9 protein-coding genes are annotated in these 17164 nt (G+C 62.8%); 8 read left to right on the top strand and 1 reads right to left on the bottom strand.

Annotated features, from left to right (window positions below; genetic code table 11):
- The first annotated feature begins 193 nt into the window (after positions 1-193).
- The 6 genes from rplJ (at position 194) to JQ591_RS29225 (ending at position 14475) form a co-directional block, all read left to right on the top strand.
- On the top strand, positions 194-712 hold the full coding sequence (gene rplJ / locus JQ591_RS29250; protein WP_211399443.1) for a 50S ribosomal protein L10: 519 nt from the start codon (positions 194-196) through the stop codon (positions 710-712).
- Between the two features lie 54 nt (positions 713-766).
- Positions 767-1144 (top strand): 50S ribosomal protein L7/L12, encoded by a 378-nt coding sequence (gene rplL, locus JQ591_RS29245; RefSeq protein ID WP_007602994.1) that lies wholly within the window; start codon positions 767-769, stop codon positions 1142-1144.
- Positions 1145-1627: 483 nt separating this feature from the next.
- Positions 1628-5743: a DNA-directed RNA polymerase subunit beta gene (gene rpoB, locus JQ591_RS29240; RefSeq protein WP_007602996.1), complete on the top strand. Its 4116-nt coding sequence runs from the start codon at positions 1628-1630 to the stop codon at positions 5741-5743.
- 128 nt (positions 5744-5871) lie between these two features.
- The gene (gene rpoC, locus JQ591_RS29235) at positions 5872-10068 is read left to right on the top strand and encodes a DNA-directed RNA polymerase subunit beta' (RefSeq protein WP_211399442.1); all 4197 of its coding nucleotides are present in this window, start codon (positions 5872-5874) and stop codon (positions 10066-10068) included.
- A gap of 192 nt (positions 10069-10260) precedes the next feature.
- Positions 10261-12321, top strand: coding sequence for an FAD-dependent oxidoreductase (locus JQ591_RS29230; protein ID WP_211399441.1), 2061 nt, complete (start codon positions 10261-10263; stop codon positions 12319-12321).
- A gap of 132 nt (positions 12322-12453) precedes the next feature.
- On the top strand, positions 12454-14475 hold the full coding sequence (locus JQ591_RS29225; protein ID WP_211399440.1) for an ABC transporter ATP-binding protein: 2022 nt from the start codon (positions 12454-12456) through the stop codon (positions 14473-14475).
- On the opposite strand, the gene JQ591_RS29220 is transcribed toward JQ591_RS29225, so the two are convergent.
- Positions 14403-15641 carry an FAD-dependent oxidoreductase gene (locus JQ591_RS29220; RefSeq protein ID WP_211399439.1) on the bottom strand — a complete coding sequence of 413 codons (1239 nt, stop codon included), beginning with the start codon at positions 15639-15641 and terminating at the stop codon, positions 14403-14405. The two genes, JQ591_RS29225 and JQ591_RS29220, sit on opposite strands and share 73 nt — an antisense overlap.
- Positions 15642-16283: 642 nt before the next feature.
- Between JQ591_RS29220 and rpsL the strand changes: the two genes are divergently transcribed.
- Positions 16284-16655 carry a 30S ribosomal protein S12 gene (gene rpsL, locus JQ591_RS29215; RefSeq protein WP_007603006.1) on the top strand — a complete coding sequence of 124 codons (372 nt, stop codon included), beginning with the start codon at positions 16284-16286 and terminating at the stop codon, positions 16653-16655.
- A 15-nt stretch (positions 16656-16670) separates the two neighbouring features.
- On the top strand, positions 16671-17141 hold the full coding sequence (gene rpsG, locus JQ591_RS29210) for a 30S ribosomal protein S7 (protein WP_211399438.1): 471 nt from the start codon (positions 16671-16673) through the stop codon (positions 17139-17141).
- Positions 17142-17164 lie beyond the last annotated feature (23 nt).

Raw genomic sequence — 17164 nt, 5'->3', positions numbered from 1 at the left:
GGTTGCGGAATGGGTTTGGTTCGGACCTCGACACGCCGTGGGCTCTCAGGAGCTCCCGGAGGGCAGGCTTTGAATTGTCGTCTTGCCCGGCGTGTCCGATGGGTTTGGCCCTGAGGTTCAGGTTTGGGCGGGACGATGGGTGCAACCCGGCGGTCCCGCTTTCGCGATGACCGCCAACCGGAAAGAGCTTGCTGTGGAACGAGCGGCAAAAAAGGAAGCGGTCGAACAGCTCAATGGGGTCTTCAAGACCACGAGCGTCGCGGTCGTTGCCAAATATTCCGGCCTGACCGTTGCCCAGATGCAGAAGCTGCGCATGCAGATGAAGCAGGCTGGCGCCTCGGTGAAGGTCTCGAAGAACCGTCTCGCCAAAATTGCTCTTGAAGGCACTGACGTCGTTGCCATCGGCCCCATGCTGAAGGGACCGACCGTGATCGCCACTTCGGACGATCCGGTAGCGGCGCCAAAGGTCGCCGTCGAATTCGCCAAGGCGAACGAAAAGTTCGTCATCATTGGCGGCTCGATGGGAAAGACCGTCCTGAATGTCGACGGCGTGAAGGCACTTGCCTCGCTGCCGTCGCTTGACGAACTGCGCGCCAAGATCGTCGGCCTGCTTGTGGCCCCGGCGACCAAGATCGCTCAGCTCGCCAACGCGCCCGCGGGCAAGCTCGCGCGCGTCATCCAGGCTTATGCCTCAAAGGGCGAAGCGGCCTGACGCCCTTCGCAAAACTCAAACCCGAACCAGACTTACATTCAAGGAAACTGAACAATGGCTGACCTGCAGAAGATCGTTGACGACCTCTCGAGCCTCACCGTGCTCGAAGCTGCCGAACTCGCGAAGCTCCTCGAGGAGAAGTGGGGCGTTTCGGCTGCCGCGGCTGTCGCCGTGGCCGGCCCGGCTGGTGGTGGCGCTGCCGCCGCTCCGGCTGAAGAGAAGACCGAGTTCACGGTCGTTCTTGCCGCCGCCGGCGACAAGAAGATCGAGGTCATCAAGGAAGTCCGCGCCATCACCGGCCTGGGCCTGAAGGAAGCAAAGGACCTCGTCGAGGGCGCGCCGAAGCCTGTCAAGGAAGGCGTGAACAAGGACGAAGCCGAGAAGCTCAAGGCCCAGCTCGAGAAGGCTGGCGCGAAGGTTGAGCTCAAGTAAGCAACGCTTGCTGGCACGAGATCCCGGTGAGCATCAGCGCAACCGGGATCTCGGTCCACTCCCCAAAAGGGTGGGCCAGATGCAAAAGGCGTGCGACGGAACGACCCGACGCAGGCCGAACACGAAAAAGTGTGGGGATTTGAGGGTTTACCCCTCGAATCTGCACTAATGTCGCCCCATATCGGGTCGGCAGCACGAAAGCGCGGTGGGCAGGGATTCCGGATTTCCCTGTAAGCCGTTGGGAGAGCACGCTATTTCGGGCTTTTGCAGTCCGTGAAGAGGTTGGTTGTGACGGGCGGGCGCGCTACTGCGCCCCGCGCGTCGTTTTGCGTTTTGAAGGTCTGAAGAACAGATTCAGGACATTCCTACCTGAAACTGAGTCTCCGGCCCCCAAAGCGGGTTCGAAAAATTCAACCCGGGGAGCGGCGGTAGCCGCGTTCCGGAGGGCGCGCCCAGATCGGGCGACGAAAATGAGAGGCCACGATGGCGCAGCAGACATTCACCGGTCGCAAACGCGTTCGCAAGTTCTTCGGACACATCAAGGAAGTGGCCGAGATGCCGAACCTCATCGAGGTTCAGAAGGCATCCTATGACCAGTTCCTGATGGTCGACGAGCCCCAGGGCGGTCGGTCGGACGAGGGGTTGCAGGCGGTGTTCCGCTCGGTGTTCCCGATCTCCGACTTCTCGGGCACCTCGATGCTGGAATTCGTCCGCTACGAGTTCGAGCCGCCGAAATACGACGTCGACGAGTGCCGCCAGCGCGGCATGACCTTCGCGGCCCCCCTCAAGGTGACGCTGCGCCTCATCGTGTTCGATATCGACGAGGAAACCGGCGCGAAGTCGGTCAAGGACATCAAGGAGCAGGACGTCTACATGGGCGATATCCCGCTCATGACGATGAACGGCACCTTCATCGTCAACGGCACCGAGCGCGTCATCGTCTCGCAGATGCACCGTTCGCCGGGCGTGTTCTTCGACCACGACAAGGGCAAGACCCATTCCTCGGGCAAGCTGCTGTTCGCCGCCCGCGTGATCCCGTATCGCGGCTCCTGGCTCGACATCGAGTTCGACGCCAAGGACATCGTCTATGCGCGTATCGACCGTCGCCGCAAGCTTCCGGTGACGTCGCTGATGTTCGCGCTCGGCCTCGACGGCGAGGCGATCCTCAGCACCTTCTACAAGAAGATCCAATACAAGCGGATCAAGGAAGGCTGGCGTGTTCCGTTCGACGCCAATCGTTTCCGCGGCTACTCGACCATCAACGACCTGATCGACGCCGATACCGGCAAGGTCGTGCTCGAAGCCGGCAAGAAGCTCACCGTGCGCGGTGCGCGTCAGATGCAGGAGAAGGGGCTGAAGGCGCTGCGCCTGTCGGATGCGGAGCTGGTCGGCAACTACATCGCCGAGGACCTCGTCAATCCCAAGACCGGCGAGATCCACGCGGAAGCCGGTGAAGAGATCACCGACAAGTCGATGAAGGCTCTCAACGAGCAAGGCTACAAGGAACTGCCGCTGCTCGACATCGACCACGTCAATGTCGGCGCCTACATCCGCAACACGCTCTCGGCCGACAAGAACATGACGCGTGAGGACGCGCTGTTCGACATCTACCGCGTGATGCGTCCCGGCGAGCCGCCGACGCTGGATTCGGCGCAGGCGATGTTCCAGTCGCTGTTCTTCGACGCCGAGCGCTACGACCTCTCGGCGGTCGGCCGCGTCAAGATGAACATGCGCCTCGACCTCGATGCGCCCGACACCCAGCGCACGCTGCGCAAGGAAGACATCCTCTCCGTCATCAAGACGCTGGTGGATTTGCGCGACGGCAAGGGCGAGATCGACGACATCGACCATCTCGGCAACCGCCGTGTGCGTTCGGTCGGCGAGCTCATGGAGAACCAGTACCGCATCGGCTTGCTCCGCATGGAGCGCGCGATCAAGGAGCGTATGTCTTCGGTCGACATCGACACGGTCATGCCGCAGGACCTGATCAACGCGAAGCCGGCGGCCGCCGCCGTGCGCGAGTTCTTCGGCTCCTCGCAGCTCTCGCAGTTCATGGACCAGACCAACCCGCTGTCGGAGATCACCCACAAGCGCCGCCTGTCGGCACTTGGACCGGGCGGTCTGACCCGCGAGCGCGCCGGCTTCGAGGTGCGCGACGTGCATCCGACGCATTACGGCCGCATCTGCCCGATCGAGACGCCGGAAGGTCCGAACATCGGCCTGATCAACTCGCTCGCGACCTTCGCGCGCGTGAACAAGTACGGCTTCGTCGAGACGCCCTACCGCAAGGTCAAGGACGGTCGCGTCACCGACGAGGTCGTGTACCTCTCGGCGATGGAAGAGGGCCGCTACACGGTCGCGCAGGCCAACGTGCCGCTCGATCCGAAGGGCCGCTTCACCGAGGATCTCGTGGTCTGCCGTCACGCCGGCGAAGTCTTGCCGGTGACCCCGGACAAGGTCGACTACATGGACGTGTCGCCGAAGCAGCTCGTTTCGGTCGCAGCCGCGCTGATCCCGTTCCTCGAGAACGACGACGCCAACCGCGCGCTGATGGGCTCGAACATGCAGCGCCAGGCGGTGCCGCTGGTTCGCGCTGAAGCGCCGTTCGTCGGCACCGGCATGGAAGGCGTGGTTGCGCGTGACTCGGGTGCTGCGATCGCAGCGCGCCGTTCGGGCGTGATCGACCAGATCGACGCAACCCGCGTCGTCATCCGCGCCACGGAAGATCTCGATCCGACCAAGTCGGGCGTCGATATCTACCGGCTGATGAAGTACCAGCGCTCCAACCAGTCGACCTGCATCAACCAGCGTCCGCTGGTGAAGGTCGGCGACATCGTCAAGAAGGGCGACATCATCGCCGACGGTCCGTCGACCGATCTCGGCGAGCTCGCGCTCGGCCGGAACGTGCTGGTCGCGTTCATGCCGTGGAACGGCTACAACTTCGAAGACTCGATCCTGCTCTCCGAGCGGATCGTGAAGGAAGACGTGTTTACCTCAATTCATATCGAAGAATTCGAGGTGATGGCCCGCGACACCAAGCTCGGACCCGAGGAAATCACCCGCGACATTCCGAACGTCTCGGAAGAAGCGCTGAAGAATCTCGACGAAGCCGGCATCGTGTACATCGGCGCGGAAGTGCGCGCCGGCGACATCCTGGTCGGCAAGATCACGCCGAAGGGCGAAAGCCCGATGACGCCCGAGGAAAAGCTCCTGCGCGCCATCTTCGGCGAGAAGGCTTCCGACGTCCGCGACACCTCGCTGCGCGTTCCTCCGGGCGTGCAGGGCACCATCGTCGAAGTGCGCGTGTTCAACCGTCACGGCGTCGACAAGGACGAGCGTGCGCTGGCGATCGAGCGGGAAGAGATCGAGCGTCTGGCCAAGGACCGCGACGACGAGCAGGCGATCCTGGACCGCAACGTCTACAACCGTCTTGCCGAGCTGCTCGAGGGACGGCAGGGCATCGCCGGTCCGAAGGGCTTCAAGAAGGACACCAAGATCACCCGTGCGGTGCTCGAGGAGTACCCGAAGTCGCAGTGGTGGCTGTTCGCTTCGCCGAACGACAAGCTGATGGCCGAGATCGAGGCCATGCGGAAGCAGTACGACGAGTCGAAGAAGGGGCTGGAACAGCGCTTCCTCGACAAGGTCGAAAAGCTGCAGCGCGGTGACGAATTGCCGCCCGGCGTGATGAAGATGGTCAAGGTCTTCGTCGCGGTGAAGCGCAAGATCCAGCCCGGCGACAAGATGGCCGGCCGCCACGGCAACAAGGGCGTGGTGTCGAAGATCGTGCCGATCGAGGACATGCCGTTCCTCGAAGACGGTACGCACGCCGACATCGTGCTCAATCCGCTCGGCGTGCCCTCGCGCATGAACGTCGGACAGATCCTCGAGACCCATCTCGGCTGGGCCTGCGCCGGCCTCGGCAAGCGTATCGGCCAGACGGTCGATGCCTATTTGTCGAAGCAGGACATCAGGCCGCTGAAGGAAACCTTGAAGAAGGTCTACGGCGAGGACGAGACGATCAAGTCGCTCAACGACAACGAGTTGATCGAGCTCGGTCACAATCTGAGCCGCGGCGTTCCGATCGCGACGCCGGTGTTCGACGGCGCCAAGGAAGCCGACATCGAGGAGATGCTGAAGCTTGCCGGTCTCGACGCTTCGGGCCAGTCGACCGTCTATGACGGCCGCACCGGCGATGCCTTCGATCGCAAGGTGACGGTGGGCTACATCTACATGCTCAAGCTGCACCATCTCGTCGACGACAAGATCCACGCGCGTTCGATCGGTCCGTACTCGCTCGTCACCCAGCAGCCGCTGGGCGGCAAGGCGCAGTTCGGTGGCCAGCGCTTCGGCGAAATGGAAGTGTGGGCGCTCGAGGCTTACGGCGCGGCGTACACGCTCCAGGAGATGCTGACCGTGAAGTCGGACGACGTCGCCGGCCGTACCAAGGTGTACGAGGCGATCGTGCGTGGCGACGACACCTTCGAGGCCGGTATTCCGGAATCGTTCAACGTGCTGGTCAAGGAAATGCGCTCGCTCGGCCTCAACGTCGACCTGCACAATTCCAAGGTCGGACCGGGGACGGCGGAAGCGGCCGAGTAACACGACCCTCATGCCCGGCCTGAACGGCCGGGCATCGGCGCCCAGTCCCCGCGTCGCGAGGGCAGGGCGCCCCGCATAGTGATTTTCGAATTTGCTGCCGGAGGCGACCGGCACGCGAGGAGAAGACGATGAACCAAGAAATTATGAATCTCTTTAATCCGACGACGCCGGCTCAGGTCTTCGACCAGATCCGGATCTCGATCGCGAGCCCCGAGAAGATTCTGTCCTGGTCGTACGGCGAGATCAAGAAGCCGGAAACCATCAACTACCGCACCTTCAAGCCCGAGCGCGACGGCCTGTTCTGCGCCCGCATCTTCGGGCCGATCAAGGACTACGAGTGCTTGTGCGGCAAGTACAAGCGCATGAAGTACAAGGGCATCATCTGCGAGAAGTGCTCGGTCGAGGTCACGCTGTCGCGCGTCCGGCGCGAGCGCATGGGCCATATCGAGCTCGCAGCCCCCGTCGCCCACATCTGGTTCCTGAAGTCGCTGCCCTCGCGCATCGGCCTCCTGCTCGACATGACGTTGAAGGATCTCGAGCGAATCCTCTACTTCGAATACTACGTCGTGCTCGAGCCGGGTCTCACCGCGTTGAAGGACCGTCAGCTCTTGTCGGAAGACGAGTATCTGAAGGCGCAGGACGAGTACGGCCAGGATTCCTTCACCGCCATGATCGGCGCGGAAGCGATCCGCGAGCTGCTCAAGGGCATGGATCTCGAGAAGCTCGAGCTGACCTTGCGCGCGGAGATGCAGGAGACCGACTCCGACATCAAACACAAGAAGCTCGCCAAGCGCCTGAAGATCGTTGAAGCGTTCCGCCACTCCGGCAACAAGCCGGAATGGATGATCATGACCGTGGTGCCGGTGATTCCGCCGGACCTGCGTCCGCTGGTGCCGCTGGACGGCGGCCGCTTCGCGACCTCGGACCTCAACGACCTCTACCGCCGCGTCATCAACCGCAACAACCGCTTGAAGCGGCTGATGGAGCTGCGCGCGCCGGACATCATCATCCGCAACGAGAAGCGCATGCTTCAGGAGGCCGTCGACGCGCTGTTCGACAACGGCCGCCGCGGCCGCGTCATCACCGGCGCCAACAAGCGCCCGCTGAAGTCGCTCGCCGACATGCTCAAGGGCAAGCAGGGCCGCTTCCGTCAGAACCTGCTCGGCAAGCGCGTCGACTATTCGGGCCGTTCGGTGATCGTGGTTGGTCCCGAGCTGCGCCTGCATCAGTGCGGCCTGCCGAAGAAGATGGCGCTCGAGCTGTTCAAGCCGTTCATCTACTCGCGGCTTGACGCCAAGGGCCTGTCCACCACGGTGAAGCAGGCGAAGAAGCTGGTCGAGAAGGAGCGGCCCGAGGTCTGGGACATCCTGGACGAGGTGATCCGCGAGCACCCGGTGCTGCTCAACCGCGCGCCGACGCTGCATCGCCTCGGCATCCAGGCGTTCGAGCCCGTGCTGATCGAGGGCAAGGCGATCCAGCTTCACCCGCTGGTTTGCGCCGCGTTCAACGCCGACTTCGACGGCGACCAGATGGCCGTGCACGTTCCGCTGTCGCTCGAAGCGCAGCTGGAAGCGCGCGTCCTGATGATGTCGACCAACAACATCCTGCATCCGGCGAACGGCCAGCCGATCATCGTGCCGTCGCAGGACATCGTGCTCGGCCTCTACTACGTCTCCATCATGCGCGAAGGCCTGCCCGGCGAAGGCAAGATCTTCGGCGAGATGGCGGAGCTCGAGCACGCGCTGCACGCGAAGGTCATCCACCTCCACACCAAGATCAGGTACCGGTGGGAAGGCATTGACGAGACCGGCAAGATCTCCAAGCGTTGGATCGAGACCACCGCTGGCCGTGTCATGCTGGGCAATTTGCTGCCGAAGAACCCGCGTGTTCCGTACGAGATCATCAACAAGCTGATGACCAAGCGCGAGATCTCCGGCGTCATCGACCAGGTCTACCGCCACTGCGGTCAGAAGGAGACGGTGATCTTCTGCGACCGCATCATGGCGCTCGGCTTCTACAACGCGTTCAAGGCCGGCATCTCGTTCGGCAAGGACGACATGGTCGTGCCGCACTCCAAGTGGAAGATCGTCGAGACCACCCGTACGCTGGCGAAGGATTTCGAGCAGCAGTACAACGACGGTCTGATCACCCATGGCGAGAAGTACAACAAGGTCGTCGACGCCTGGTCGAAGGCCACGGAAGAAATCGCCAAGGCGATGATGAAGGAGATCTCCTCGACCAAGAAGACGGCGAGCGGGGCGGATGCCGACATCAACTCGATCTACATGATGGCTCACTCCGGTGCCCGCGGTTCGCCGGCCCAGATGCGCCAGCTCGCCGGCATGCGCGGCCTGATGGCAAAGCCGTCGGGCGAGATCATCGAGACGCCGATCATCTCGAACTTCAAGGAAGGCCTCTCGGTGCTCGAGTACTTCAACTCGACCCACGGCGCCCGCAAGGGTCTCGCGGACACCGCGTTGAAGACCGCGAACTCCGGCTACCTGACCCGTCGTCTCGTCGACGTCGCGCAGGACTGCATCATCACGCAGGACGATTGCGGCACCAAGCTCGGCATCAAGATGCGCGCCATCGTCGATGCCGGCACCGTGGTCGCTTCGCTCGGCTCGCGCATCCTCGGGCGCACGGCTTGCGAAGACGTGCGTGACAGCACGGGCAAGGTGATCTTCAAGCGCGGTACGCTGATGGAAGAAAGCCATCTGGATGCCATCCAGCAGGGCGGCGTCCAGGAGGTGAAGATCCGCTCGGCGCTGACCTGCGAGCTCGTCAACGGCATCTGCGGCAAGTGCTACGGCCGCGATCTCGCTCGCGGCACGCCGGTCAACCACGGCGAAGCGGTCGGGGTCATCGCGGCGCAGTCGATCGGCGAGCCGGGCACCCAGCTCACCATGCGCACCTTCCACATCGGCGGTGCGGCGCAGCTGAACGAGCAATCTTTCGTCGAATCCAACTTCGACGGCAAGATCGTGATCAGGAACAAGGCCATCGCCCGCAACAGCGAAGGCCACCTGGTCGCAATGGTCCGCAACATGGTGATCGCGATCGTCGATGCCGACGGCACCGAGCGTGCGACGCACCGTATTCAGTACGGTTCGCGCCTGCACGTCGACGAGGGCGACATGGTCAAGCGCGGCCAGCGTATCGTCGAATGGGATCCCTACACCCGTCCGCTCCTCACCGAGGTCGAAGGCACCATCGGCTTCGAGGATCTGGTCGAGGGACAGTCGATCTCGGAAACGCTCGACGAGGCCACCGGTATCGCCAAGCGCGTGGTCATCGACTGGCGCTCGATGCGCGGCGGCGGGGACCTGCGTCCCGCCATCGTGATCAAGGGCAAGGACGGCAAGGTGCTCAAGCTCGCCCGTGGCGGCGATGCTCGCTACATGCTGTCGGTCGACGGCATTCTGTCGGTCGATGTCGGAGCCAAGGTCCAGGCGGGCGACATCCTCGCCCGTGTCTCGACCGAAAGCGCCAAGACGCGTGACATCACCGGCGGTCTGCCGCGGGTGGCGGAACTGTTCGAGGCTCGGCGTCCGAAGGATGCGGCGATCATCGCCGAAATCGCGGGCACCATCCGGTTCGGGCGCGACTACAAGAACAAGCGTCGCATCTCGATCGAGCCGATGGACAAGACCGACGAGCCGCGCGAGTACCTGATCCCGAAGGGTAAGCACATCCACCTTCAGGACGGCGACGTCGTCGAAAAGGGCGACTTCATCGTGGAAGGCAATCCGGCGCCGCACGACATTCTGGCGGTCAAGGGCATCGAGGAACTCGCGGCCTATCTGGTCAACGAGATCCAGGAAGTCTACCGGCTCCAGGGCGTGCTCATCAACGACAAGCACATCGAGGTGATCGTCCGTCAGATGCTCCAGAAGGTGGAAGTCACCGACCAGGGCGACACGGACATGATCTCGGGCGAGCAGATCGACAAGATCGAGTTCGACCAGATCAACGAGAAGGCCAAGGAAGAGGGCAAGAAGATCGCCACGGGGACGCCGGTTCTGCTCGGCATCACCAAGGCGAGCCTTCAGACCCGCTCCTTCTTCTCGGCGGCCTCGTTCCAGGAGACCACCCGCGTCCTCACGGAAGCGGCGGTCAACGGCAAGGTCGATCCGCTCGAAGGCCTCAAGGAGAACGTCATCGTCGGCCGGCTGATTCCGGCAGGCACCGGCGCCTCCATGGCCAAGATCCGCGAAGTCGCCGTGAAGCGCGACAAGATGATCCTCGACGAGCGCGAGAAGCAGGCGGCCGTCGTGCCGCCGGCGCCGGAAGTGGAGCCGATGGCGCTGCCACCTGCGGAATAATCGTTCATCCGTAGGAATACCGAGGACAATGAAAAGGCCGGCGCAAGCCGGCCTTTTTGCTGCTTTGTTTCCCTGTTGCGGTGCAGGATCAACCTTTGTTCATCTTTCCTTCAGGCGCAAAAGCGCTTCTGTTATGAGAGCTTAGACCGGGTGGTCCCGTGAAGGGGGCGGGCCGGAGACCACGGAATTTTCATGCTTGATCTCGCAATCGTAGGCGGCGGGCCCGGCGGGCTGATGAGCGCTTGGTATCTGAAGCGCAAGCTCGGCGACCTCTGCCGCGTCACCATCTACGAGGCATCCGACCGGCTCGGCGGCAAGATCGTCACGCGCAAATTCGATTCCGCGCCCGCGATGTACGAGGCAGGCGTTGCCGAGATCTACGACTACTCGATGACCGGGCCGGATCCGTTGCGCGAGTTGATCCAGCATTTCGGCTTGCAGACCATTCCGATGGATGCCGAGCAGGTGCAGTTTGGCGGCGAGCTCCTCAACGACGTCGCGGGCATGCGCCGCAAATACGGCGCCAAGACCGCGGCCGCGATCGAGGGGTTCCGTAAGCGCTGCGCCGAGGCGATGACGCCGATCGAGTATTACGAGGGCGTCGGCGCGCACGACAACGAGAATCCCTGGGCCTACAAGACCGCCGAGCAGGTGCTCGACGAAGAGGTCGAGGACGAAACTGCAAAGCGATTCTTCAAGGTGATGGCGCGCTCGGACCTCGCGACCGAGAGCCACAACACCAACGGGCTCAACGCGCTCAAGAACTACCTGATGGATGTCGACGGCTATATCGGCCTCTATTCCATCCAGAACGGCAACGAGCAGCTCATCGAGTGCCTCCAGTCGGAGGTCAATGCCGACATCCAGCTCAATCACCGCGTGCTCACGGTCGGCAAGGCGCCGACCGGCCGCTATCAGCTCAAGATGATGAACGGCAAGGGGCCGGAGACGCGCGACTTCGACCTCGTGCTGGTCTGCCTGCCGCATTCCTGGCTCGGGACCGTCGGCTGGGAGGGCGAACAGCTCCGCAAGTCGATGGTCAAGCACGTCTCGTACTTCGACCGGCCCGCGCACTATTTGCGTGTCTCGATCCTGTTCGACACCCCGTTCTGGGGCGACAAGATCGCCGGCGCCTGGTTCATGTCGGAGGCCTTCGGCGGTTGCTGCGTCTATAACGAGGGCGCGCGCCATGATGTGGGCAAGCACGGCGTGCTGAACTGGCTGATTCCGGGCTCCGACGCGCTGGCCTTTGCGAATCTCTCCGACCAGGAGCTGATCGATGCCGCGCTGAAATCGCTGCCGGCATCGCTCGGCGATGCGCGCGCGCATTTCATGGAAGGCAAGATCCACCGCTGGCTGTCGTCGGTGAACGCGATTCCCGGCGGCTTGCCCGTGCGCGACGTCATGACCAATCACCGGCCCGAGCCGAAGGAACATCCCGGAATCGTGGTGGTCGGCGACTATCTGTTCGACTCGACGCTGAACGGCCTGCTCGATTCCTCGGACGCGGCGACCGACATCATCTTGACCGAGATGATGCGCCTGCGCCGCGAGCGTTCGCAGGACGACAAGCCGCTCTCGGACAAGATCGATCGCGACTATTTCGACAATTATCGCGGCCAGGGTCCTTACAGCGAAGCATGGCAACACTTCACGGATCCCGACTATCTCACAAAACTGATCGGCATCGTCTGGGGCAAGGCCAAAGGCACGAAGCTCCTGATCGCGGGCTCGGCCAGCGGCGAGCTCGTCGGCGCGCTGCGCGATCGCGGCATCGATGCCTGGGGCATCGAGAACAACCGCGCCATTCACGCCAGAACGCCGAAGGCGCTGAAGAAGTACAACAAGCTCGGTTCGATCACCGACATGCCGTTCAAGGACGGGGCGTTCGACTTCGTGTTCGAGACCAGCCTCTGCCATGTTTCCCCGAAGCAGGTGGTCCGTGCGATCAAGGAGCTGAACCGAGTGGTCAAGACCGGCCTTGTGTTCGGCTCGGTCACCTCGGACATGGCGCCGGCACTGATCGACCGCTACGACCTCCTGCGCGGGGTCAAGAAGCTCGGCACCTGGTGGGAATGGTCCGAACTGTTCTTCGGCAACGGCTTCGACCTGTCGATGCACCGCAAGGACTGCACCGACGCGCTCTGGGAGACGACGCTCGCCGCCAACAAGGGCCCGGGCCAGTGGTACGCCGACGCCGATTCCTTGCGCTATTCCTTTTTCGACAAGGTCGAGGACGAGGAAGACGACTAGCCGCTTGAAGCGGCCGCCTTCGCCAATTGTTTTGCCGAATTCATCCTGATCGCATAGAATCGATGCAATAGCGGTTGCCGCTATTTCCTGCTTTCTCTGCGGTCATGCCGGCCGTCAGCATCGGTTGGTTTCATGGCGTCCAAGCCCCTCCCGCCCGACAAACAGAAGCTCGCCGCGGAAGAGGCGGCCGAGCTCGACGACAAGCTCGTCCCTGCCGCCAAGCCGGACCTCGAAGACGACGAGGACGATGAAGACGAGGAGGATGGCGGGCTGGAGCTCGATGACGACGATGAGGACGAGGACCTCGTCGTCTTTACCGCGCGCGAGGCCGCCGGCGCGCTCGCGACCATCCTGGGTTTCGTCAAGCCCTTCCTGGTCAACTACAAGCGGATGCTGTCCTTCGTGGCGTTCGGCGTCTTCGTCGAGACGCTATTCAACGTCATCATGCCGCTCAGCCTGAAGTACTTGATCGACGACGCGCTCGGCGAGGAGGATTTCCAGGCGCTGTACAAGATCCTCGGCGTGCTCGCGGTCGCCGGCATCTTCACCTCGATCGTCGCGGTCTGGTACGAGCGCTGGGATGCGCGGCTTGCGGCCTGCATCATCTCGGACGTCCGCAAACGGCTGTTCGAGCACGTCCAGGACCTGCCGGCAGCCTATTTCGGCCGCACCAAGCGCGGCGAGATCCTGTCGCGCTTCTCGGTCGACCTCGCAGCCTTCGAGGGCTCGGTCAAGACCTTTGCCAACAGCGCGGCACTGCCGTTCCTGGAGCTGATCGCGGGCATCATCCTGATGGTGTTCCTGAACTGGCAGCTCGCGGTGGTTGCGCTGCTGGTGTTTCCGATCACGCTGATCGGTCCGCGCATGCTCACGCCGAAGGCTGTCCAGGCGAATTACGAGCAGAAGCTCAACGAGTCCGCATTGCTCGGCATGGTGCAGGAGAACGTGGCGGCGCAGGCCGTGATCAAGGCGTTCAGCCTGCAACGCAGGATGTTCGGCTTCTTCACCTTTCGCAACGACGAGACGCGAAACCGGATGGCTTCGGCGGCGTTCCTGTCGACCATGGTGGAGCGGACGGTCACCATCTCGGTGCTGCTCCTGCATCTCGTCGTGCTCGCGATCGGCGCGTATCTGGCGACGAAGGGGCAGATCACCATCGGCACCTTCGTCACCTTCGAGAGCGCGTTCTGGGAGGTGTCCTACAACATCGCCCATGTGATGCATTTCATTCCCGTGTCGATCTCCTCGGCAGCCGCGATTCGTCACATGCAAGAGCTGCTCGACGAGCCCACGCGCAGCGCCGATCGTGCCGGAGCGCCCGACCTGCCGCGCATCACCAACGACATCACCTTCGACCACGTGACGTTCCAGTACGAAGGCAGCCAGACGCCGGTGCTGGACAATCTCAGCCTCAAGCTCAATGTCGGCAAGCGCATTGCCATCGTCGGTCCCTCGGGCTCCGGCAAGAGCACGCTGCTGAATCTGATCCTGCGGCTCTACGTGCCGGACGAGGGGCGCGTCACCATCGACGGCGTCGACGTCCGCAAGGTGACGCTGGATTCCCTGCGCCGGAGCATGGCGGTGGTGTTCCAGGAGAATATGCTGTTCAACATGTCGATCCGAGAGAACATCCGGCTCGGCAAGGAGGGCGCGTCCGACGAGGAGGTGGAGGAGGCGGCCAAGAAGGCCGAGATCCACCGCTACATCATGAGCCTGCCGCAGCGATACGACACGCCGGTGGGCGAGCGCGGCGATACCTTGTCGGGCGGCCAGCGCCAGCGCATCGCGATCGCGCGCGCGGTCATCCGCAATCCCTCCGTGCTGCTGCTGGACGAAGCCACTTCGGCACTCGACCAGACCACGGAAGCTGCGATCAACCGCACGCTGCTGAAGGTTGCCAAGGGCCGCACCATGATCTGGTCGACCCACCGCCTGACCTCGGTGGTCGAGATGGACGAAATCATCGTGATTTCAGGGGGCAGGGCGATCGAGCGCGGCTCGCATGCCGAGCTGCTCGCCAAGAACGGCACCTATCGCAAGCTGTGGAACGACCAGATCCACCAACCGCATGGCGCGCCGGCTCACGTCGACGAGGACAGCGACGATGACGACGAGGATGAAGACGACCTCGACGAGGACGATGAGGAGGAGTGACCGAGGAAGTTCGGCTCCAGATGGAAGGCTTCTCCAAGCGGCCGCAATAGCCCCTGAACCGACCAGGCAATGAAGCGTGCCCAGCGCTGCGCCGTCCAATAAGGGCTCGTCGCAATCGAGACTGAGCGGAAGTCGAACGCCTTCGCCGCCGACCATTCGTCGCACTCGCGCTTGACCGGATCTGCGTAGAAGGCGGCGACCTTGCTTGTATCCATCCCGTCGGAGGCCAGCCACTGCGGGATGTAGAGGTTGCAGAGCCGCTCGACGTCGGTGAAGACCTTGTCGCACCCGGTGCCGGCGGCGGGGCAGGAGGTCGAGAAGGCATCGCCCACCAGCACGAGGCCGGGTTGGCCGCTTGCATCGTTCACATAGAGATCGACCGGGCGGATTTTCAGCTCACCGGGAATGTCGAATGGTCCGGTGATGCGCTTGAGCCGTGGCAGCGCGGCGTTCAGCGTCGCGGCGGGCGCGCGGCTCAACTCCCGCAGCCAGGGATCGTCGAAGCTGCGATAGACGAACAGGTTGGCGCGCATCCGCGTCCCGATCGGAAACAGCGTGAGGTAGGGGATGCGGTCGCTCGGCCGTTCCGAGAAATAGGTCAGCGCCGGGAAGTCGAACGAGTCCCGTCCCGCGGGCACCACGTCGAACCCGATCGAAATCGAATGGCAGGCACTGACGACTTTTCGCGCGATCCCCAGCTGGTGGCGCAGGCCGACGTTGAGGCCGTTGGCGAGCACGACCAGCCGGGCGGAGACCATCTCGTCGTTGGAGAGAGTGACTTTCTGCCGCTCCGCACTCGTCTCGACCAAGACGGCCTTGGCGCAGATGCGCTCGACGCCGGCAGGAATTTCGTCGCGGACAGCGTTGACGAGGGAGTCGTAGAGGATGTTGAACTGCCGGCTTGGCGCCTTGTCGAGAAGGTGGCCGAAGCGCGCGATCCAGTTCTCACCCACAAAGGTCGCGCGGCGCAGCACCGATTCGGCGATTCCCGTCTGCAAGAATCGCCCGACCTGAACGTGACCGCTGAGTTTTTCGACTCGAAAATCCGCCGAATAGCTCTCATGCGGATCGATCAGGATGGTTGAAATACCGGTACGGCCGAGCATCGCGGCGGCGGTCGAGCCGGACAATCCCCCGCCGATAATCGCAATGTCGGTGTACCGCATGGCGCAAATCTCCGCCGAAGGCGGCACATTGACGCTCCAACAGGAAAAAAAGCCTTAGCAAGGGTTATAAAAGTATATTTGACCCGGGTATAAATTGAGTTTGGCGTAGCGGAACCCGCTCTTCATTCCCATATCGGAAGGGCGCAGCGAGGCGGCCAGGAAGCGATTTCGACAGCTGCGGGAAGCGCTTCTGACTGTCGTTTCGCCTTGACTTGACCGACACCCACTTATAGAACCCCCCTCACTTAACGACAGGCGGTGAGCATCGCCAACGTCGGAACGGGCCACCCGTTTGATCCCTCTGGGGGTCGCCAGGACGGGCACCAACCTCGACGAATGCCGCTCAAACGCTGTCGATCATAGCTAGGCAATGCCAGTGCGATTTTAGGTCTCTTGAGCATGTTCTCTCGAGGTCGAATTCGGATGCATGACCTCGGTGCGCGGGCCGCAGCTTCAAGCTGACCGGTCCGAATACTGCGGTCCTCTGTGGCGTCGAAGCGCTTTCCGCTCGTTGATGGGTGGTTGGCGCGATTTCGCTTTGTGCGGATTGTTCCGCGGAAAGCGGCCTCGTCGGGCGGGTAGCTCGAAAGAATTTGCGGACCCGGTGACGGGCCGCGGCAGAACACAAAGGGTAATGCCAGGATGCCGACGATCAACCAGCTGATCGCTCAACCGCGGGAAGTGCAGAAGTCGCGCAAGAAGGTGCCGGCGCTGCAGCAGTCGCCGCAGAAGCGCGGTGTTTGCACGCGCGTTTACACCACGACCCCGAAGAAGCCGAACTCGGCGCTTCGTAAGGTTGCCAAGGTGCGCCTGACCAACGGCTTCGAGGTGATCGGCTACATCCCCGGTGAGGGCCATAACCTCCAGGAGCACTCGGTGGTCATGATCCGCGGCGGTCGCGTCAAGGACTTGCCCGGCGTGCGCTACCACATCCTCCGCGGCGTTCTGGATACCCAGGGCGTCAAGAACCGTAAGCAGCGCCGTTCGAAGTACGGCGCCAAGCGTCCGAAGTAAGCGGGAACCAGGTCCATGTCTCGTCGCCATTCTGCCGAAAAGCGCGAAGTCCTTCCCGATCCGAAGTTCGGGAACATCATTGTCACGAAGTTCATGAATTCGGTGATGTACGCCGGCAAGAAGTCGGTCGCCGAAGGCATCGTTTACGGTGCGTTCGGTCTCATCGAAACCAAGACCAAGCAGAACCCGCTCGGCGTGTTCGAGCAGGCACTCGAGAACGTCATGCCGACGATCGAAGTGCGCTCCCGCCGCGTCGGCGGCGCAACCTATCAGGTTCCGGTCGAAGTTCGCTCGGTGCGCCGTCAGGCGCTGGGCATTCGCTGGCTGATCTCGGCTGCGCGCGACCGCAACGAGAAGACGATGACCGAGCGGCTCTCTGCGGAGCTCCTGGATGCGTCGAACAACCGGGGTAACGCCGTCAAGAAGCGCGAAGACGTGCACCGGATGGCGGAAGCCAACCGCGCCTTCTCGCACTATCGCTGGTAACGGCGACACACGGAATCTAAGGA

Origin of the sequence: Bradyrhizobium canariense (genome assembly GCF_018130465.1) — a bacterium.
Taxonomy (GTDB): domain Bacteria; phylum Pseudomonadota; class Alphaproteobacteria; order Rhizobiales; family Xanthobacteraceae; genus Bradyrhizobium; species Bradyrhizobium canariense_C.
This window is presented reverse-complemented; position numbering and strand designations above follow the sequence as displayed.

Coding starts and splice junctions, on each gene's coding strand:
- rplL (WP_007602994.1), top strand. CDS start 767: ATGGCTGACCTGCAGAAGATCGTTGACGACCTCTCGAGCCTCACCGTG.
- rpsG (WP_211399438.1), top strand. CDS start 16,671: ATGTCTCGTCGCCATTCTGCCGAAAAGCGCGAAGTCCTTCCCGATCCG.
- JQ591_RS29220 (WP_211399439.1), bottom strand. CDS start 15,641: ATGCGGTACACCGACATTGCGATTATCGGCGGGGGATTGTCCGGCTCG.
- JQ591_RS29230 (WP_211399441.1), top strand. CDS start 10,261: ATGCTTGATCTCGCAATCGTAGGCGGCGGGCCCGGCGGGCTGATGAGC.
- rpoC (WP_211399442.1), top strand. CDS start 5,872: ATGAACCAAGAAATTATGAATCTCTTTAATCCGACGACGCCGGCTCAG.
- rpoB (WP_007602996.1), top strand. CDS start 1,628: ATGGCGCAGCAGACATTCACCGGTCGCAAACGCGTTCGCAAGTTCTTC.
- JQ591_RS29225 (WP_211399440.1), top strand. CDS start 12,454: ATGGCGTCCAAGCCCCTCCCGCCCGACAAACAGAAGCTCGCCGCGGAA.
- rpsL (WP_007603006.1), top strand. CDS start 16,284: ATGCCGACGATCAACCAGCTGATCGCTCAACCGCGGGAAGTGCAGAAG.